Source organism: Sutcliffiella horikoshii (assembly GCF_019931755.1).
Taxonomy (GTDB): domain Bacteria; phylum Bacillota; class Bacilli; order Bacillales; family Bacillaceae_I; genus Sutcliffiella_A; species Sutcliffiella_A horikoshii_E.
Window position 1 is genome coordinate 3245390 of sequence record NZ_CP082918.1, and the last position, 18969, is coordinate 3264358.

Annotated in this window: 19 protein-coding genes; 3 read left to right on the forward strand and 16 right to left on the reverse strand. The window is 40.4% G+C overall.

Annotated features, from left to right (window positions below; translation table 11 throughout):
* Positions 1-323: 323 nt before the first annotated feature.
* The 14 genes from K7887_RS16615 to dnaE all read right to left on the reverse strand — a co-directional run bounded on the left by K7887_RS16615 (position 324) and on the right by dnaE (position 15125).
* A complete protein-coding gene (locus K7887_RS16615; RefSeq protein WP_223490658.1) occupies positions 324-755 on the reverse strand; it encodes an NUDIX hydrolase in 432 nt (143 codons plus the stop codon).
* Between the two features lie 111 nt (positions 756-866).
* Complete coding sequence (locus tag K7887_RS16620; RefSeq protein ID WP_223490659.1) at positions 867-1325, reverse strand: NUDIX hydrolase; 459 nt, start codon at positions 1323-1325, stop codon at positions 867-869.
* 93 nt (positions 1326-1418) lie between these two features.
* A complete protein-coding gene (locus K7887_RS16625; RefSeq protein WP_223490661.1) occupies positions 1419-1886 on the reverse strand; it encodes an SMI1/KNR4 family protein in 468 nt (155 codons plus the stop codon).
* 146 nt (positions 1887-2032) lie between these two features.
* Entirely contained in the window at positions 2033-2266 is a 234-nt protein-coding gene (locus K7887_RS16630) for a hypothetical protein (protein ID WP_223490663.1), read from the reverse strand.
* A gap of 181 nt (positions 2267-2447) precedes the next feature.
* Positions 2448-2753 (reverse strand): immunity 53 family protein, encoded by a 306-nt coding sequence (locus tag K7887_RS16635; protein ID WP_223490665.1) that lies wholly within the window; start codon positions 2751-2753, stop codon positions 2448-2450.
* 366 nt (positions 2754-3119) lie between these two features.
* A complete protein-coding gene (locus K7887_RS16640) occupies positions 3120-4034 on the reverse strand; it encodes a DUF1002 domain-containing protein (RefSeq protein ID WP_223490666.1) in 915 nt (304 codons plus the stop codon).
* 38 nt (positions 4035-4072) lie between these two features.
* Positions 4073-4468, reverse strand: a complete 396-nt coding sequence (locus K7887_RS16645) for an FxsA family protein (protein WP_223490668.1) — start codon at positions 4466-4468, stop codon at positions 4073-4075.
* 125 nt (positions 4469-4593) lie between these two features.
* The gene (pyk, locus tag K7887_RS16650) at positions 4594-6348 is read right to left on the reverse strand and encodes a pyruvate kinase (RefSeq protein ID WP_223490670.1); all 1755 of its coding nucleotides are present in this window, start codon (positions 6346-6348) and stop codon (positions 4594-4596) included.
* 133 nt (positions 6349-6481) lie between these two features.
* Positions 6482-7441, reverse strand: coding sequence for a 6-phosphofructokinase (gene pfkA / locus K7887_RS16655; RefSeq protein ID WP_223490672.1), 960 nt, complete (start codon positions 7439-7441; stop codon positions 6482-6484).
* 350 nt (positions 7442-7791) lie between these two features.
* A complete protein-coding gene (accA, locus tag K7887_RS16660; RefSeq protein WP_223490674.1) occupies positions 7792-8778 on the reverse strand; it encodes an acetyl-CoA carboxylase carboxyl transferase subunit alpha in 987 nt (328 codons plus the stop codon).
* Positions 8772-9635, reverse strand: a complete 864-nt coding sequence (accD, locus tag K7887_RS16665; protein ID WP_223490676.1) for an acetyl-CoA carboxylase, carboxyltransferase subunit beta — start codon at positions 9633-9635, stop codon at positions 8772-8774. Before accD ends, accA begins: the two co-directional genes overlap by 7 nt.
* Before the next feature lie 186 nt (positions 9636-9821).
* Entirely contained in the window at positions 9822-10436 is a 615-nt protein-coding gene (locus tag K7887_RS16670) for a FadR/GntR family transcriptional regulator (protein WP_317849218.1), read from the reverse strand.
* Positions 10437-10439: 3 nt separating this feature from the next.
* Positions 10440-11678 (reverse strand): NADP-dependent malic enzyme, encoded by a 1239-nt coding sequence (locus K7887_RS16675; RefSeq protein ID WP_010195629.1) that lies wholly within the window; start codon positions 11676-11678, stop codon positions 10440-10442.
* A 120-nt stretch (positions 11679-11798) separates the two neighbouring features.
* Complete coding sequence (dnaE, locus tag K7887_RS16680) at positions 11799-15125, reverse strand: DNA polymerase III subunit alpha (RefSeq protein ID WP_223490678.1); 3327 nt, start codon at positions 15123-15125, stop codon at positions 11799-11801.
* Between the two features lie 151 nt (positions 15126-15276).
* Here dnaE and K7887_RS16685 point away from each other — a divergent pair, with 151 nt between their 5' ends.
* Both K7887_RS16685 and ytrI read left to right on the forward strand, forming a co-directional pair.
* Complete coding sequence (locus K7887_RS16685) at positions 15277-15612, forward strand: sporulation membrane protein YtrH (RefSeq protein ID WP_010195627.1); 336 nt, start codon at positions 15277-15279, stop codon at positions 15610-15612.
* Between the two features lies 1 nt (position 15613).
* Positions 15614-16114, forward strand: coding sequence for a sporulation membrane protein YtrI (gene ytrI / locus K7887_RS16690; protein ID WP_223490680.1), 501 nt, complete (start codon positions 15614-15616; stop codon positions 16112-16114).
* A gap of 49 nt (positions 16115-16163) precedes the next feature.
* On the opposite strand, the gene K7887_RS16695 is transcribed toward ytrI, so the two are convergent.
* On the reverse strand, positions 16164-17114 hold the full coding sequence (locus K7887_RS16695; protein WP_223490682.1) for a DHH family phosphoesterase: 951 nt from the start codon (positions 17112-17114) through the stop codon (positions 16164-16166).
* Between the two features lie 181 nt (positions 17115-17295).
* Between K7887_RS16695 and K7887_RS16700 the strand changes: the two genes are divergently transcribed.
* Complete coding sequence (locus K7887_RS16700) at positions 17296-17628, forward strand: YtpI family protein (protein WP_223490683.1); 333 nt, start codon at positions 17296-17298, stop codon at positions 17626-17628.
* Positions 17629-17678: 50 nt separating this feature from the next.
* Here the strand turns inward: K7887_RS16700 and K7887_RS16705 are convergent, their stop codons facing one another.
* Positions 17679-18647: a nuclease-related domain-containing protein gene (locus K7887_RS16705; RefSeq protein WP_223490685.1), complete on the reverse strand. Its 969-nt coding sequence runs from the start codon at positions 18645-18647 to the stop codon at positions 17679-17681.
* Positions 18648-18969: the final 322 nt, after the last annotated feature.

Genomic DNA, 18969 nt, shown 5'->3' on the forward strand with positions numbered 1-18969 from the left:
TTATCTCGAACTCCTTATAACTTTAAAAGACAAGCTTGTTAAAATAAATGATACTCCTATTAGTATTGGTGTTACCACAAAAAGTCCTAATAGGTCAGTTTTATAATTCCAAGGCACAAAAGTGTCCCACAAAATAGACATCAATTTCCATAATACGATAAAAATTAGTAGAGCAAAAATAAAATATATTACTTTTTCAAAGACTCGTTTCACTTTTATTTAATCTTCTCCCATATGAAATTCTTAGTTGTAAATTATTAATAATAAATCCTTATCCAACAATCGCCCTAGTTTGTTGAAGATTAGTTCTAATAATGAATGTACTATTCAAGCGAGTCTTCATCAGAGAATAGCCTATCTTTAACATAATTCACTTGCTCTACCATATGACCTATATTCCCTTCTCCAGCATATAAGGACATATCAAAAAAGTTATTATCTAAATTAGACCAATAAAGAATATTTTCATCTCCAGAAACCAATATATCCCGTTTTAATCTACCAACATATACTTCAACATAACAATTTTGTAGATAGTATGTAAAATCCATTAAGTGATGAAGATTTATGTCTTTATTGGAAATATTAGTTTCCTCATGGAGTTCTCTATAAGCAGCATCTATACCTTTTTCTCCATCTTCAATTTTCCCGCCTACTAAATTACTTAAGCCTTTATAAGGGTTTTTCAACCTTTCACACATTAACAACTTGTTCATATCTTTGTTATAAACCATCAATACATTATAACCTTGCATATCATCACTTCCCTATTGAGGTTAGACTGCTCAATTTTTAAGTAAGGAGCAATCCACTATGCTTTAATCGCTCCTATTTAATGGAAGAACATAATTAAGGTAAAGCACCAATTAGATTTCACTAATGAATTTCTTAAAATCTTCAATGAAAGGTTTGTTAGTGGGAGAAATATTTTCAGGTAATTCATCTATGTTATAAAACTTTATTTCGGCACTTTCTATTCCGTCAGCTTTAAAATGCCCACTAAAAGTTGAGGATAAAAATACTACATTAACAAAGTAAACCTCGTCACCATTTGGATAAATGTGATGTTGCTGCCCGCCAGAGTAAACATTTAACAACTTCATTTCATCAATATTTATATTTGTTTCTTCAAATACTTCTCTTTTTGCGGTTTCTTGAATACTTTCTCCTACATCCATTACACCACCAGGTATGCACCAGTTTCCATCATCACTTCTTTTGATCAAGAGAATTTTATTATCTGGATCCGTAACAATAACACCTGCTGCACATATTATCAGTGGCATATTCCCTACTGCCTGGCGTAAAGTTTTTATATATTCCATCTAATTCACCTTCTTTATATGTTAGGAAGCCTGTTTACTACGCTATTGCTCCAGATTGTTATTGTAGGTAGTATAGATTGGATTTTTGAGGGTTCAACTCTCTATTGAGTCTTCAAATGTTCTTAGTAAAAATTCTCCGAAGCTTGGAAACTCAGTTTCAAACTTTTGTGCTTCTATTGGTAATCCACGTAAATATGAAACAACAGCAGCGTTATCATCGTTTTCATCCTTCACATTAGAGCAATCTAAACAATAATACATATTGTCATAACCAGCAAAGTAGAAACAAACCAGGTGTTCGGGGAATCCTTCTTCTTGTCTAAAGTGTTTAGTAATCCAAACCATACTTGGAACTCCACCTTCTTCAATTCCAAGGCCGTATATTTCTTCTCCAAAAATGTCACCAACACCATATCTTTTTAGAAATAGTCTATAACTACTAGGTAATTTGACGTTTAGCGTTTCTTCAGCAGAATAAATTAAATCTTCCTGAATTTCACCAATAAAATCTCCCTCATCCGAATGCTTCTCAATGATTTCAAATGCCTTTTTAATAACCAATTAATTTCTCCCCTAGTAAAAAAATTTAAAATAGCTCTCTTAAGGTAAACTGCCCATTCTTATGTAAGGAGCGATCCACTATGCAACAATCGCTCCTAGATTGCGGAATAGTTGTATTGAACTAACGCCACCCGCTTTAATAAGAGTTAACTTTGTTTTATGTTGTTGGCTTTGCGATTTGCGTAATAACCTGCTTTAACCAGTCCAACTACAATAGCAGATATAGCTCCGTTAATGAAAATAACAACAAATAAGGCAAGGACAGATAGTTCAAAAGCTACCGAGTAAACAAATCCTATTAACATACATAGCAATACTGTAAAGATAAAATGAACTTTCTTGAAAAGAAATGTAATAAGTAAACTCAATATCATTACCAAAGAAACCATACCCATAAAGTAAAAGGAAAATACAAGTAAAAACTCCATACAATACCCCTTTCTTCTCTATGCTATATTATGCTTTTTATTGTTTTAACTTGTTGAATTATTCTGCCCTATTCCTACATAAGGAGCAATCCATTGTGCTGCAATCGCTCCTAGTTACTTCAACAAGTATTTATTATCTTTCAACCCATTCTTTAAAAACATCTAAAATTTCCTCTAAGTTTTCAGGACCACCAAACCCAACAAAGTGAAAACCATCCCATTCTGGAATATAGTCAGTTTTACAAAAAATCCAGTCACTGTTAGTCCTTTCAATATCAGTTCTTTTAAAGGGTTTATGCCTTAAATCAGTATCTTCTATACTAATCTTTACACTCCATCCAGGGTTATCTATTGTATCAATTCGTATACCATATCTATTTTCCCAGTCACCATTACATTGTTCAAAATACCATTTTTGAATCCAACTTAATGTCCGCATAACACCCTCCGTTACAAATGACCTTCTTCCATTATCCTGCCCTTTAATGGAATAACATCTTTATCTTTATATTAACATAAAATTCCATAATTATTTTAATAATTAAAAAATACAATATTTAGAAACAAGCATTTTTGTTATTAACATATAAAAAGCACTGCAACATTAACCTTAGTCGAATGAAGTCACCTTGTTGATTGGAGTGGAAGGCGCGCAGACGCCCGCGGGAGGAAGGGACAGGTGAGACCCCGCAACGGAGTGAGGAGACTCACGGACCGCCCGCAGGCAAGCGAAGCGCCTGGAACGGAAATCAACTAGTATATCCAATACACAAAAAAGGCTGCCCACAATGGACAGCCTTTTTCATTATTTAAACAAATCAGCAATGGATTGGAACAGGTTACGGAAAAAGTCTTGAACACCCTGCCAGAAACCTTCATTTCCTACCACTTCATCAATTTTATTCTTAATGTCAGTAGAAATTTGCTCTAGCTGATTCTTCACATTATCAAAATTGATATTCAACTCACGCATTTTTTCAAAAAGATCAATCAACAGTTGTCTATCTTCTTCACTTAACTCGATATTCAACTTTGCTAATTGCTCTTCCACAATCTTCTCAACATCTTCTCTTGTTGCTGGATTTTGCTCTGCAATTTGCTTTTTGATTTCCGTCAGCAACTCACTGACTTTTTCACTGTCCATGCCTTCTTCTTCTGCAAGCTTTGTTGCAATGGACAATTCTTCGTTTGCCACTTCCATGCGGTCTTTATTAAGCGCTTCTCCGCTTACTTCATATGCTTTATATATACCCACAAGCGCAGAATGACCACTAACCTTCACTGGTGATGCAACGATAACTTCCGCATCCTCAATTCCTGCAGTTAAAAGGGCGTTGGCATACATATCATCTGTCACTTGAGTGATATTTTCAGGAGTGGCTCTTGTAATAACAAGCCCTTCCCCTTTTTCTTTTCTGGTAATTTTAGCAGAGGAGAACATACGGGCGTTTCTGTCTTCTCCCTCAATATAGGTAACAAGGTCTTCTCCTGTTACTGTGATTTCCTCGACCATTTCAGGGTTCTTTACATTTAGATGCTCGCGCACTTCCTGCTTTTGATCATCATTCAAGGTCCCGCCGTATACGACAATAGGAAGGCCAAACTTTTCATTGATGCTCTCTTCCTCATCTTCTCCGCCAGCAGCTTGTACAACATTTGATAATGTAAGGCCAGATAAAACCAAGGTCAACACTAGCAACAATTTAAACCAATGCTTCATTACATTTCCCCCAAACTAATATTATCAATTGCTTCTCTTTATCTTCTGTTAATGACAATAAATTGTCCGCGGTCCATTCTGTTTCTGATTGCGCGCATAATGGAAGGCTTAATCAAATTCCTTGTCGGTGGTAAAAGCAAAGCAAAACCAATAGCATCTGTAATAAATCCGGGTGTTAATAGAACCACACCGCCAATTAGAATACATAAGCCATCAATAATGACATCACCTGGCATCTGCCCGCTGTTCATTTTTTGCTGAGCATTTCTGAGAGCGGTAACTCCCTGATATTTCGCAAGCCATGCTCCCAATACACCAGTAAGGATGATCAACATGATCGTCGGAATCGCCCCAATCAGCTTACCAGCTGTAATGAGAAGCCATATTTCCAGTGCAGGTACTACTATAATTAAAGCTAATAAAATTCTGAACATAAGAGGACAACCCCATTTCTTTTAAAACAAGCTACCAGTTAATTATAGCAAATGTGAAAGAATTACTCTAATATAAATAAACCCCTCTTCCAGCATATGCCAGACAGAGGGGTTCATGTCTTAAATTATAATACGTTTGCGTGACCAGTGTAAATCGTACCACGGGAAGAATCAACCGTAATTTCTTGGCCGTCATTTAGGATGGAAGTAGCTTCTTCTACTCCAACAATAACTGGAATTCCAAGGCTTAAACCGACAACTGCAGCGTGACTTGTCAGACCGCCTTCTTCTGTGATAAGAGCAGATGCTTTTTCTAATGAAGGCATCATGTCTTTATCAGTGCCTGTTGTTACGAAGATAGCTCCGTGCGTCATTTTTTCTGCAGCTTCTTCTGCAGTCTTGGCAACAACCACTTTTCCGTAAGCAGATTTTCTGCCGATGCCTTGTCCGCTTGCAAGAACGTCACCAACAACGTGGATTTTCATCAAGTTTGTAGTACCTTTTTCTCCAACCGGAACACCTGCTGTAATAACAATTAGGTCACCGTGAGAAACGATACCAGTGTTCAAGGATTCTTCTACTGCTACTTCTAGCATTTCATCCGTAGAAGTTGCTTCACGACCGATGCGTGGGTAAACACCCCATACTAGTGCAAGTTTACGGGATACCGCTTCACAAGAAGTAACTGCAACAATCGGTGCTTTTGGACGGTATTTGGAAATCATGCGTGCAGTATGTCCACTTTCTGTTGGTGTTACGATTGCAGAAACATCTAAGCTGATTGCTGTGTAAGCAACAGATTGTCCAATGGAATCCGTTACAGTTAGTGCAGCTTGCTTGCTGTGCTTTGTAAGGATCTCTCCGTATGCTAGTGCTTGTTCTGCACGGGAAGCGATGTTGTGCATCGTTTGAACAGCTTCGATAGGGTATGAACCAGCAGCTGTTTCACCAGAAAGCATGATAGCGTCTGTTCCGTCAAAGATAGCGTTCGCTACGTCACTTGCTTCTGCGCGAGTTGGACGCGGGTTGCGTTGCATGGAATCAAGCATTTGAGTTGCCGTGATGACAGGCTTTCCAGCAAGATTACATTTTTTGATAAGATCCTTCTGTACAAGAGGTACTTCTTCTGCAGGGATTTCTACACCAAGGTCTCCACGTGCCACCATCAAGCCGTCAGATACTTCCAAGATTTCGTTGATGTTGTCAACACCCTCTTGGTTTTCAATTTTAGGGATGATTTGAATGTCTGTAGCGTTATGTGCTTCCAGTAATTCACGGATTTCAAGTACATCAGACGCACGGCGTACGAAAGATGCCGCAATGAAGTCTACTCCTTGTTCAATACCAAAGCGAATGTCGTTTGCATCTTTTTCGGTGATTCCAGGAAGGTTCACTTTTACACCAGGAACGTTAACGCCTTTTTTGTTTTTCAACGTACCGGAGTTTAAGATCTTCGTTCTGATTTCGTTATCTCCTACTTCAAGAACTTCTAGTCCAATAAGACCGTCATCCAAAAGAATGCGGGAACCTGGATGCACGTCTTCCATAAGTCCAGGATAAGTAATGGAGAACTTTTCAGTTGTTCCAATCACTTCTTCCATGGAGATGGTGATTTCGTTTCCTTGTACTAATTCAATCGCACCATCTTGCATCGTGTGCGTTCTGATTTCTGGTCCTTTTGTATCCAAAAGAATCGCTACATTTTTCCCAGTGCGTTCTACCGCTTCACGAATATTACGGATACGAGCTCCATGTTCTTCATAGTCACCGTGTGAAAAGTTCAAACGTGTAACATTCATTCCTGCTTCCATCAGTTGGATAAGTGTTTCTACACTTTCACTGGCTGGTCCAATCGTACAAACAATCTTGGTTTTTTTCATGTAAAATTTCCTCCTAGTTATATACCGTTCTTTTCACTTCGTCCTTTTATATTATAAAGCAACAGAGTGGGATTACACCACCAATAGCCTAAGGTAACCTGGTAATGAAAACGATTCCAATGTGTTTATAACACTAAATGGAAAGCTCTTTTGAAAGGTCGTACATTTTGCTATCAATCGTATGTGTTCTAGATAGTGCCTCGATAATATCATGGTCCACTAACACATTACTTTGAATACCTACACATCTGCCGCCTTTGCCATCCATAAGTAGTTCCACTGCTCGTGCGCCTAGTCGACTAGCCAAAACTCTATCAAATGCAGTTGGTGATCCACCGCGCTGGATGTGACCAAGTACACTTACTCGCGTTTCGAAATTTGTCTCGTCTTCGATTTTCTTACCAAATTCGACCCCGCTGCCTACTCCTTCGGCAACGACGATGATACTATGCTTTTTCCCACGCTCTGTTCCGCGTTTCAATCTTGCAATTACTTCTTCCATTTCATCCTTCGCTTCCGGGATAAGAATGGTTTCTGCACCACCAGCAAGACCTGCCCAAAGTGCGATATCTCCCGCATGGCGTCCCATCACTTCAATCACGTATGTACGCTCATGAGATGTTGCTGTATCACGAATTTTATCTATGGAATCGATCACTGTATTTAGCGCAGTATCAAAGCCGATTGTAAAATCAGTACCCGGGATGTCGTTGTCAATCGTACCTGGCACACCAATACATGGAAAACCGTGCTCCGTTAATTTTTTCGCTCCTTGATAAGAACCGTCCCCACCAATTACAACCAAAGCTTCAATGCCATGCTTTTTCAGGTTTTCAATTCCCTTAAGCTGACCTTCTATTGTTTTAAATTCTTCACATCTCGCAGAATATAACATGGTTCCACCACGATGGATGATATCTCCAACAGAACCGATTTCAAGTTTTTTGATATCTCCATCAATCAATCCAGCATATCCGCGATAGATTCCGAATACTTCGATGTCATGAAAAATAGCCTTTCTTACTACTGCACGGACCGCAGCATTCATACCTGGTGCATCTCCACCACTTGTCAGAACGCCTATTCGTTTCATTCTATATTCACCTCTTGAGCTAATTTACCTATAAACGTATACCCAAACATATATTTTATTAGAAAAATGAGTGCTATGTAAAGCCTCTTTATTAAAAATTAACATGAAGGTATGTCGAAAACAATAGAAAACTGTCGATGAAAAGTTTTGGATGCGCTATCATTTTCCATTGTTGACAATTTGGTCAATTTTATTATGTATATCTCTTCAAGGCAGTCGGCGTTCGAACTTGTAGCTCTTCCTTTAAGATACCCACCTTATTCCTTACTATCCAAAAGAAAACAGGAGGAAAATGTCTCATTCCCTCCTGCTGAAAGTTCTTTGTGTAGTATATGGAATAACTAGATCGTCTATTGGTTAATTTTTTCCGGCTTAAATTGTTCTTTAAAAGAGAACGCACCAATTCGTTTATATTTTGCATAGCGGTGTTCAATTAGTTCCTCCGCAGTCAGCGGCATGAGATCTTGAAGGGACTCTTTTAATATTTCTTTTATTCCCTTTGCTTGAACATCCACATTTTTATGGGCACCGCCCTTTGCTTCCGGAATGATTTTATCAATGATTCCTAAATCATGCAGATCAGGTGCAGTAATCCTCATGGATTCTGCGGCTTTCTTGGCGAGACTGGCATCCTTCCATAGGATAGCAGCCGCCCCTTCTGGAGAAATAACAGAATAAGTGGAGTTCTCTAGCATATGCACATGATTTCCAACACCAAGTGCAAGGGCTCCCCCGCTTCCACCTTCACCGATGACGATGCAAATTACCGGCACTTTCAAACCTGCCATCTCGAAAAGGTTTTTGGCAATGGCTTCACTTTGTCCGCGCTCTTCCGCAGCCTTCCCAGGGTAAGCACCTTTCGTATCAATGAAACAAACAATAGGACGATTGAATTTTTCAGCCTGATACATCAATCTTAATGCTTTGCGATATCCTTCCGGATGAGGCATGCCGAAGTTTCTGCGGATATTTTCTTTCGTATCTTTCCCACGTTGATGCCCGATGATCGTGACAGGTAAGCCGTCAAACTTACCAATTCCACCTACTATTGCTTCATCGTCTCCATAATATCTGTCTCCATGCAATTCTAAGAAGTTCGTAAAAACACGTTCTATATAGTCCAATGTGGTGGGGCGCTCGGGATGTCTGGCAATTTGGACGCGATCCCACGGGCTCAAGTTTCCATAGATATCTGTTTCTAGTTTTTCTAGTCTTGCTTCTAGCTTTTCAATTTCACTAGTAAGATCCATGTCGCTATTTTTCGTGAACTCTTTTAATTCACCTATCTTTTTGCGAAGCTCTACAACCGGTTTTTCGAATTCCATTTCTCCTACCATCTCGTCTCCCCTCCTCCCTGGTGTATATCTAATACGTTCGTTAAGGTTTCTTTTAACTCAAGACGAGGAATGACCGCATCTAGTTGACCGCATTTTAATAAAAATTCGGCAGTTTGAAAGTCTTCCGGAAGGTCCTCCCGAATGGTTTGTTCGATGATACGTCTGCCGGCAAACCCTATCAAGGCTTTCGGTTCTGCAAAATTATAATCTCCTAATGATGCAAAACTTGCAGAAACACCACCAGTAGTCGGATGAGTCATCACGGAAATGATCAACCCGCCACTTTCACTATGCAACTTCAAGGCACTACTAGTTTTGGCCATTTGCATCAAACTTAAAACACCTTCCTGCATTCTTGCACCGCCAGAAGCTGTGAAAATGAGGAATGGCACTCTCTTTTCTTTTGCCTTTTCAATAGCACGGGTGATTTTTTCCCCCACTACCGATCCCATGCTTCCCATTCGGAAAGTTGAATCCATAACAGCAACTACAAGAGGAAAACTATTAATGGTCCCCTCACCGGTTACAACCGCCTCATTGATTCCTGTTTTCTTCTGGTCACCTTCTAGCTTTTCCAAATAGTTTGGGAAATTAAGAGGATTTTCAGAAACCATATCCTCATCATATGCAATAAAGCTGCCTTTATCTAGCAAGCTTTGAAGCCTTTCTTTTGCATTCATGGGATGGTGATGGCCGCAGTGTAGACAGACCTTTAGATTCTTCATTAACTCTTTTGTATACATTATTTTTTTACAGCTCGGACACTTGGTCATAATTCCTTCTGGTACATCTTGATTTGCTTGTTCCGATGGAATGGATGCGTATTTTTTCTTCTTTGTGAACAAATCCTTCAACAAAACAACAGAACCTCCCTTAATTACAGAAACTTGTTACTTAGTTTTGGTATTTGGTACTAATAACAGGTCAAAATATAGGTAAGTAAGGCTGTTAACATTATTTCAATAAACAAATTCCTTTACTTACCTTTATACTCATACAATTAATGTAACGGAAACTCCACGAAGGATGTTGTAGATTCTTGTCTACTTTTTATCGACAATTTCCGTAAAATGTTTTTCATATAGCTTTATTACTTGTTCCGCCTGCTTTTCTCTCATCGCCTCTAGTAACTCTTCCAATACACCACTCTCTATCATATTATCCTCAGTGATAATACGTGCATAACTATTTACAAGCGTCCATATTCTTAGCATCAAACTGTTATCCACTATCGTCACTATTGCTTTGAAAAGTTCTGTCCTAGAAGTAGGAGCTGAGAGCATTTCTCTCAAATTCTCATAATCTGTAACAGAAGCTTTTTTCATAAATAGCTGGATACATGATTTTTCTATCTCCAGTTTGGTTTCTAACAGATCGTTTTTGGTCTTGTCCTGCTCCAAAATGAACGTTCCCAATAGTTCTACCAGGTGATGTTCCTTGAAATCTTTTATGAATGTTCCTTCTCCGCGCCTTGTCTCGATAAGCCCCAAGAGCTCCAGTGCCCGAAGTGCTTCTCGAACAGAGGACCGCCCGACATTCAATCTGTCGGACAGTTCACGCTCGGAAGGAATCTTGTCTCCTGCTTTCAAGCCGTCCGCTACAATGATGGCCCGAATTTTTTTGACAATCTCTAGATACATTTTCGTAGGTGTAGTCATAGACTATTCACTTTTTCCAATAATAGCGGTCCGTCTGGTTTTTTCTGCTACTTCTTCCGGATCGACCTTGATACGGGCAACTCCGGTTTCCATTGCAGCCTTTGCTACAGCTGCTGCCACAGCAGGTGCTACACGCGGATCAAAAGGAGCTGGAATGACATAATCATCACTTAGCTCATCAGCAGAAACCAGGCTTGCAATTGCTTCGACCGCAGCTATTTTCATTTGTTCATTAATGTGGGTCGCTCTAACATCAAGTGCACCGCGGAAAATCCCCGGAAACGCCAAGACATTGTTTACTTGGTTAGGGAAATCGGAACGTCCTGTACCAACCACACTGGCACCTGCAAGCTTTGCTTCTGCCGGCATGATTTCCGGGTTCGGGTTCGCCATAGCAAAGATGATGGAATCTTTGTTCATGCTTTCTACCATCGCTTGCGTTAATGCTCCTTCTACAGATACCCCGATAAATACATCAGCGTCTTTCATTACATCAGCCAATGTACCTTCGACTTTGTTACGGTTTGTATAGGTAGCCACTTCCGCTTTTACACTATTCATTCCATAGGGACGCCCTTCATAGATGGCACCTTTTGAATCGCACATCGTAATATCCCTTACACCATATCGGTATAATAATTTGATAATGGCAATTCCTGCTGCGCCTGCACCATTGGCCACCACTTTAATTTCTCCGATATTCTTTTTCACTAGTTTGAGGGCATTAACAAGGCCTGCAACTGTTACAATAGCTGTACCGTGTTGATCGTCATGGAAAATAGGGATATTTGTTTCTTTCTTCAGACGCTCTTCCACAACAAAACAGTTTGGAGCCGCGATATCCTCAAGATTAACCCCTCCGAAAGTAGGCTCCAAAAGCTTCACAGTTTCCACGATTTTATCTACATCTGTCGTGTTTAAGCAAATCGGAAATGCATCCACTCCAGCAAAGCTTTTGAACAATACCGCTTTTCCTTCCATTACCGGCAATGCTGCTTCAGGACCAATGTTTCCAAGTCCCAATACTGCTGTACCATCTGAAACGACTGCTACCATATTGCCCTTCATCGTATAATCATAGACTTTGTTTTTATCATCATAAATCGCTTTACAAGGCTCAGCCACTCCAGGAGAATATGCCAGACTTAAATCTTTGGCATTCCTTACAGGTACTTTTGATTTGGACTCCAATTTCCCTTGGTGGATCTTGTGCATATGTAATGCTTCTTCTTTTAAAGACATGATACATGTCCCCCCTGCTATTTTTGTCATCCCATTAATATATTTTCCATTTCATTATACTAAAAAAAACAAGGAAAAGGTGGTCTGACCACCTCCTTGTTAACTATATCATAATATTAATCATTGTAAAGATTTTTTGAATACGACGTTCTCATCTCCGAGGATCGTTTTAAGCTTCAGCAGACACTCTTCTGATGGTGTGACATACAAGGCAGGCTGCAGTTTTATCGTCTTTTTCGCCTGTGTATAATGGACATAAACCGTTGATGGACCATGATGCGTTCTCAGCACTTTTTGAAGGTGTTGAAACACTTCTTGCTCATGTTTTTCTTCGTCTATTTGCAGAAAAAGATCGCCAATCAGATGTGCATATTGTTCTATCAATGTATCAATTTCGATGATATTTTTGATAATCAGTTGAACTTTCCCTTCCCGTTCTTCCAGATTTCCTTCCACCATTATCGTTTCCCCAGTCTTCAATACATGTGAAAAACGTTTATAAAGTTCTGGAAACGCCACGGCTTCCAGGTCCCCTGATTGATCGGAGAGTGTGAGAAATGCCATGAGGTCTCCCTTTTTCGTTCGAATTACTCGTTCATTAGATATGAAACTACCGACTCTCGCCTTTTTTAGGCCCGCAGATGGAAGATCCAGAATTAAGGTGGACCCACCTAGTTGAAAATATGCGGCAAAAGGTTCTGTCGGATGTTTGGATAGATAAAAGCCCAGCGCCTCTTTTTCCATTTGCAATTGTTCTGTCAGCTGTAACGGCTCGACTTTCACATACTTCGGCTTAATATTGAATTCTTCTTCCATGAAAAAGTCAATTTGATTGTCATCGGACGGCATAACAAGCTCTGCATGCTGCATGGCGACATCTAAAGTAGCAAGAAGCGTCGCCCTGTCCTCTCCAAACTCATCCATGCTCCCTCCAAAGATAAGCATTTCGATTGTCTTTCGATTGATCTTAGAAGAAGCCCTGTTACAAAAATCAAACAAATCACTAAATGGCTTTTTCTTCCGCTCTTCCATTAGAGCTTTTATTGCCTGTACCCCTACCCCTTTAATCGTTAACAAACTAAAGCGGATGCCTGTTTCTTCAACTTGAAATACAATTCCACTTTTATTGATAGAGGGTGGCAGGATTTGTATGCCCTTACGCTTCGTCTCTGTGATATATTGAGAGAGTTTCTGCTCACTCCCCATCACACTGGAAAGAAGGGTCGCCATGAAAATTTTTGGGTGGTTTGCCTTTAGATAGGCTAACTCATAGGAAATCATACTGTAGGCAACGGCATGGCTTCGGTTAAATCCATAGTCGGCAAATCGTACAATAAGATCATAGACAGCGTTGGCAACCTTCTCGTCATAGCCTTTCTTTAAACACCCTTCCACAAAATGCGCACGTTCTTTGGCAAGCACTTCTTTCTTTTTCTTCCCAACCGCTCTTCTTAATAAATCCGCTTCGCCCAACGAGAATCCTGCCATCACCGCTGCGATTTGCATGATTTGCTCTTGATACACAATAACCCCAAACGTCTTCTCCAAAATAGGGATCAGGTCCGGATGCGGATATTCCACTTTTTTCAGCCCGTGCTTGCGTTCAATAAACAAAGGGATTTGTTCCATTGGACCCGGACGGTACAGGGCGTTGACTGCCACGATATCTTCTAGATTCGAAGGCTTAAGCTTTGTCAGCACCTTTTTCATCCCAGGGGACTCTAACTGAAAGATCCCGGACGTGTCCCCTTCACTTAAAAGACGGAAGGTTGCTGCATCATCGAGTGGTATCTCTTCTATATGTTGTTTTGTTTCTTTTTTTACTTGATGGCGGATGCTTTGAATCATCGTTAAGTTTCGCAATCCAAGGAAATCCATCTTCAGCAGACCAAGCTCCTCAAGGGTTTCCATCGTGTATTGAGTAAGGTAAATGTCTTGTTGTCCTGCTTGGATTGGAATTAATTCCGTTAGAGGCTTATGGGTAATGACCACCCCTGCAGCATGTGTGGAGGAATGTCGTGGAAGCCCCTCAATTTTTTGCGCTGTTTGAAAGGCACGCTTTCTTTCCTTTGTCTCGTTAATCGCGCTTTGCAATTTATCATTCTCTTGATATGCCGCTTCAAGGGTAATTCCTGGTCGCGATGGAATCATCTTAGAAATCATCTCCAGCTCTTTCCCCGATAGGTTTAAGGCTTTTGCAACATCACGCCAAGCAGCCTTTGCAGCCAACGTACCAAATGTGATGATTTGGGCAACATGAAGCTGACCGTACTTTTCAGCCACATAACGGATGACTTCATCTCGCTTATTATCTTGAAAATCAATATCAATATCGGGCATCGTAATCCGTTCAGGATTAAGGAATCTTTCAAACAACAGGTCATGCTCTATCGGGTCCACATCCGTAATAAAAAGGGAATAAGCGACCAATGAACCTGCGGCGGAACCACGTCCAGGACCGGTCAAGATCCCTGCATTCCGTGCATAATACATAAAGTCCCAGACAATTAAGAAGTAGTCACTGAACTTCATCCCTTTAATGACTTGAATTTCATATGTCAGGCGGTCTTTATATTCAGAAGATGGTTCTCCGATTCTCTTATGCAGCCCTTCCCAACAGACTTTCTCTAAATAGTCGTCTGCATTTTCCCCCTCCGGCACCGGATAACTTGGAAGAGCCGCTTGTCCAAACTCCAGTTCCACATGACATTGGTTACTGATCTTCCATGTATTCTCCAACGCATCCGGAATATCTTCAAACAACTGTGTCATTTCATTTGTTGCCCTTAAATAATCAGGCGCCTCTTTTGGCAGGGATTCCAGTTTAGTGCCCTGTTTAATGTTGCGTAAACACTCATAAACAAAGACATCTTCCTGGAGAAGATAATGCACCTTGCTCAAGGCCACGATCGGTAACTCACTATGCCGTTTTCGGGTCGTTTCAGATCGTTCCCGTGACTCGGCGGAATTTCGATCAATCCCAAGATACACGCTATCTTGCTCGAACATTTCCAGGTAAGCTTCCGCGGTTTGTCCTTCATTTTGCGCAAGTTCAGATTCAGAGCCAGATAATATCGCAATCAGCCCTTTTGTATAATGCTTCAGCCATCTTTTCGGAACCCCTTGTGTCGATTTGGTCTGAACCACACTCGATAACTTCATAAGGTTCGTAAATCCATGGTTATTTTTCGCCAAAAGAATGACAGGATATCTTGACTCCTCGTCTTCCTCATCTGATAGGACCGATAGCGTCAGCCCGATGATCGGCTTGATGTTTGCCGCTTTACAAGCTTTGTAAAAATCGACGGCCCCGTACATCACATCTTCATCTGTAAGCGCAAGGGAACTTAAACCAAGCTCATTGGCACGTTCAACAAGCTTAGAAAAACGGACAGAACTGTTCAGCAGACTGTAACTGCTTTTTATATGTAAATGAACTACACTCATTAATCATCACACCTTATTTAACGCTTCCATTTTATATATTCATTATAGGGGCTATTGAGTTCCAAACACAATGAAGAAACTTCTCCATTAACATCACATACTTACCACATCCTGTCCATATATATGAATAAGGACAGAAAGGATGATGAAAATGGACGTAAAAGATCCATTCGTCGCTACCCTTATTTTCAGTTTTTTCATTGCTGTCGGGGTAATACTTGGAGGAGCAATCATTGGCGGAATTGCCGCTTTTCTAGTAGGGGACCCACCTTTGACTAGAATGTGGAGCTTGGCCAAAAGTTTGAAGATATGGGCAATCGTCGCTGCCATTGGAGGTACCTTTGACACCTTTTATAATTTGGAAAAGGGGCTGTTTAACGGCGAAACAAAATTTTTAGTAAAGCAATTGCTTTTAATCATCTCAGCCACGGGAGGCGCCCAAACCGGTGCACTCATCATCAGCTGGCTTACACAGGAGACCTTATAACATGAGGGTTCCTCCTTATAACCGCGATCCCGGGTGGCAACGTTTTTTTTCCGGGGTGGTATTGGGTGCAATAGTAGGCTGGTTGATATTCATGCTTATGTACGGCGTCACATTGGAGAAGAATATTGGCGATCTTATAAAATATAAGGAAGAAGTGAAAAGCTATAAAAACAGAATTCATATTCTGACAGAGGACAATGATAAATTAAAAGAGGAGAAAGATCAGTTAAAAATAGAAGACTTTAAAATATCCATCATCAATCACGAAAAATACATGCTCAACTCGTTCAGCCGTTCCTCCATCATTGCGAGAATTACAGAGGATCTCAACGACCAGGTTTCAAAAGATGTCGCAAGCATTAAAGACAATCGTCAATTGCTTATAAAAGTCATCGAAAACAAAAGCTACACACTTGATGACAAGCGCTACTACTTCGAGGTCGACTTTCTTTATATAGACACAACGATCGAAATGGACTTGTTGATTGTGAAAATGGAATGAGAAGAGGAAGCGTCTGCCATATAGTGCCGTCACTTCCTCTTTTTCGTTCCTACTCCCCTTGCAATTGTGCCCGGGAAGCTTCAATCAGGTCAGCAAGAACATGGTCCGCTTCTTCCCATTTATAGATAGATGCCCCAGACGCCAACGGATGACCTCCACCGTTGTACTTTTTGGCAATTTCATTGACGATGGTCCCTTTCGAACGAAGCCTCACCCTAATCTGATCCGCTTCTTCTATAAAGAATACCCACGCCTTAATGCCTTCAATATTACCAAGCATCCCCACCAACTGCGATGCCTCAGAAGGAAGAGCATTATATCGCTGCAAAATATCAGGTGTAATCTTCATGGAAGCAATCCCATTCTCATGCATAGAGAAATTCTCCAGTACATATCCGCTAAGCTTGGCAATGTGCAATTTGGTGCGGTACAGCTCATCATAAAGATCCGTCATCGAGAAACCGTAGCTCAACAGTTCACTCGCATATTGGAATGTCTTCGTATTTGTGCTTTGGAAAAGAAATCTTCCCGTATCTCCAATGATTCCTGCGAAAATAAGTCGTGCAGCTTCCTTTGTCATGACCCAACCCTGATTTTTCCCGGCAAGGTACAATTCGTATATCATTTCACTCGTCGAACTGGCATCCGTATCCACCCACATCATATCCCCGTATCGGTCCTCATTAGGATGATGGTCGATTTTTATCCACTTAGCCGCCAGCTTGTAGCGCTTATCACAAATCCGATCCGTATTGGCCGTATCACAGACAATCACAAGAGCTCCATCGTAACTGGAGTCCGGTATCTCATCAAGCTTGCTCAAGAAATTTAAAGACTCCTCCGCTTCTCCCACGCGATACACCTTTTTCTCCGGATAACTTTCCTTGATCAGCTCAGCCAATCCGCACTGTGACCCATATGCATCCGGGTCCGGCCTGACATGACGGTGAATGATGACCGTATCATGCGCCTTAATTTCATCTATTATCTGTTGCCTCATCGTATGTAACCCTCTTTCACCTGATTCTTTTCTTTTATTTAATCACAGTTTGCCTTGTTCTCAAAGGAATATCATTTTAGTGGAAAAGTAGAATTTTGTTCACGAACACGTTACAATATAGCTTGTATGCGTATGATAAAATGATAAATATCATGTTTGAAATATAAAGGAGTGTGTCCTTTTGGCTATTTTTGTTTTTCTCATTATCTTTTCATTAATGTTCTACTTGATGTATAAAGTAAAGTACTTCCGCACCCAATTACCTGCCGAAAAGAAATGGCTGAGCGCAAAATCCAGCATCGCTTTAGGAAGTTTCGTTTTCTTTTTTGGCGTAAATTCTCTTATTAACCCACTATCCACGGTTGCCATCGTGGTGGGAATTATTTTGTTACTTGTAGGATTGGGCAGCATCTGGGCCGGCTACAAAGCCTACCGATTCTACCTGCCGTTCGCAATCGAAGAAGCAGAAGCAGTTAAGGAAGCTGAAATGAAAGAGAAGACAGTTACGGATTGAAGATTAGTAGAGAGAGTCGTTCCTTTTGGGGAGCGGCTTTTTTGTTTTGCTTATAATTCGAACTGAGTCAAAAGATATTTGCGGCCTTTGTTTGTCCCCTCGGTTGGGAGGTGCATGGAATTTAAAAGATAGTTTGCTACACTTGGTGAAGGAAGAAGAAGAAAATCTCTTATAATTTTGTTAGTAATAATATTACCAATCAATAACTTGTAGTCCATTAGATTCTCTAAGTGAGCCGTTTTAGAGTACATTCCGCAATTCCTACAAATCCAATTCCCACGTTTCTGTAACATAGGCAGGTATGAGCATTCTGGACAAATAACTCCCTTCCTAAGTTCATGATAATGAATTCCATAGAATCGTAACAAAGAAAATTCATCAGGTGTATGTTTTTTAATAAGCACCTTGGCGAGTTTTCGAAAGTTGGAATTATCTAGTAATGGAGGACGTTTAATATCATCTATAGATTGCAGCTTATTCGGAAGGTTAGTATGGAAGGTGACTTTTCTCATTAGCGATGCGGTTGCTTTGGTTAAGGTGGCGCTCGAGTGAGTAAGAACTACCTGGCTAGCAACCGGTAACGGTGGAAAATTATGTTTATCTAACCACAATGTGAGTTGATATTTTTGCCGCTCAATCTGAGAGAGCGGGTCTCCAAACTTTTCTTTCTCTTCCCCTCTATGCCTAATCAATTGTTTTGTCGTCTCATCAAACTCCAACGTACCAGAAATATACTTCGAGTCTAAAATAAGGCAGTATTCAGGAGTTATTAGAAGTGTGTCCATCTGAAAAAAGCGGTTTAGGGGATCCTCTATACGAAGTCCGTGCAATAATTGGGAGTTTTTATTGGGAAGGAATGTGAGGAAATAATCAAGTGCTTTCTCTCCAATAAATCCGTAATGCAATCTGGCGTGTTCTTTCTCTATAAATCTAAATTGTGGATGCTCCGGAGGTACTCTTCTCATCGCAGCTTCCAATGTTAATAATCTTACGGACTTTTCTCGTGGTTTCTTTATCATTTATTCTCTCCTTTACATGGCTTGTTGGATATAATTCGATAAGGAGGCATGAAATCCTTCAAAAGTATTGGAATTTGCAAAGGGATATTTGGGATATCAAGAAAATTTGAATTTTATCGAGAATTTCAGGGATATATCAAGAATTTTTAAGATATATCAATAATTTTCGGCTTTTATCAAGAAAAAATCACATATATCAAGAAATCGGGAAGTAACGACAAAATTCGCACCCTCCCACCAGCCACCCCCACCAAAAGCCCTTCAACACATCAGCCTTTGCTTTTGACCTTAGTTCCCCCAAGCACCGCCGTACCCCCAACAA

Coding starts and splice junctions, on each gene's coding strand:
- K7887_RS16615 (WP_223490658.1), bottom strand. CDS start 755: ATGCAAGGTTATAATGTATTGATGGTTTATAACAAAGATATGAACAAG.
- K7887_RS16645 (WP_223490668.1), bottom strand. CDS start 4,468: ATGTTCAGAATTTTATTAGCTTTAATTATAGTAGTACCTGCACTGGAA.
- pfkA (WP_223490672.1), bottom strand. CDS start 7,441: ATGAAACGAATAGGCGTTCTGACAAGTGGTGGAGATGCACCAGGTATG.
- K7887_RS16695 (WP_223490682.1), bottom strand. CDS start 17,114: ATGAGGCAACAGATAATAGATGAAATTAAGGCGCATGATACGGTCATC.
- K7887_RS16675 (WP_010195629.1), bottom strand. CDS start 11,678: ATGTCTTTAAAAGAAGAAGCATTACATATGCACAAGATCCACCAAGGG.
- dnaE (WP_223490678.1), bottom strand. CDS start 15,125: ATGAGTGTAGTTCATTTACATATAAAAAGCAGTTACAGTCTGCTGAAC.
- K7887_RS16635 (WP_223490665.1), bottom strand. CDS start 2,753: ATGCGGACATTAAGTTGGATTCAAAAATGGTATTTTGAACAATGTAAT.
- K7887_RS16640 (WP_223490666.1), bottom strand. CDS start 4,034: ATGAAGCATTGGTTTAAATTGTTGCTAGTGTTGACCTTGGTTTTATCT.
- K7887_RS16670 (WP_317849218.1), bottom strand. CDS start 10,436: ATGACTACACCTACGAAAATGTATCTAGAGATTGTCAAAAAAATTCGG.
- ytrI (WP_223490680.1), top strand. CDS start 15,614: ATGAGGGTTCCTCCTTATAACCGCGATCCCGGGTGGCAACGTTTTTTT.
- K7887_RS16620 (WP_223490659.1), bottom strand. CDS start 1,325: ATGGAATATATAAAAACTTTACGCCAGGCAGTAGGGAATATGCCACTG.
- accA (WP_223490674.1), bottom strand. CDS start 8,778: ATGGTAGGAGAAATGGAATTCGAAAAACCGGTTGTAGAGCTTCGCAAA.
- K7887_RS16685 (WP_010195627.1), top strand. CDS start 15,277: ATGGACGTAAAAGATCCATTCGTCGCTACCCTTATTTTCAGTTTTTTC.
- K7887_RS16705 (WP_223490685.1), bottom strand. CDS start 18,647: ATGATAAAGAAACCACGAGAAAAGTCCGTAAGATTATTAACATTGGAA.
- pyk (WP_223490670.1), bottom strand. CDS start 6,348: ATGAAAAAAACCAAGATTGTTTGTACGATTGGACCAGCCAGTGAAAGT.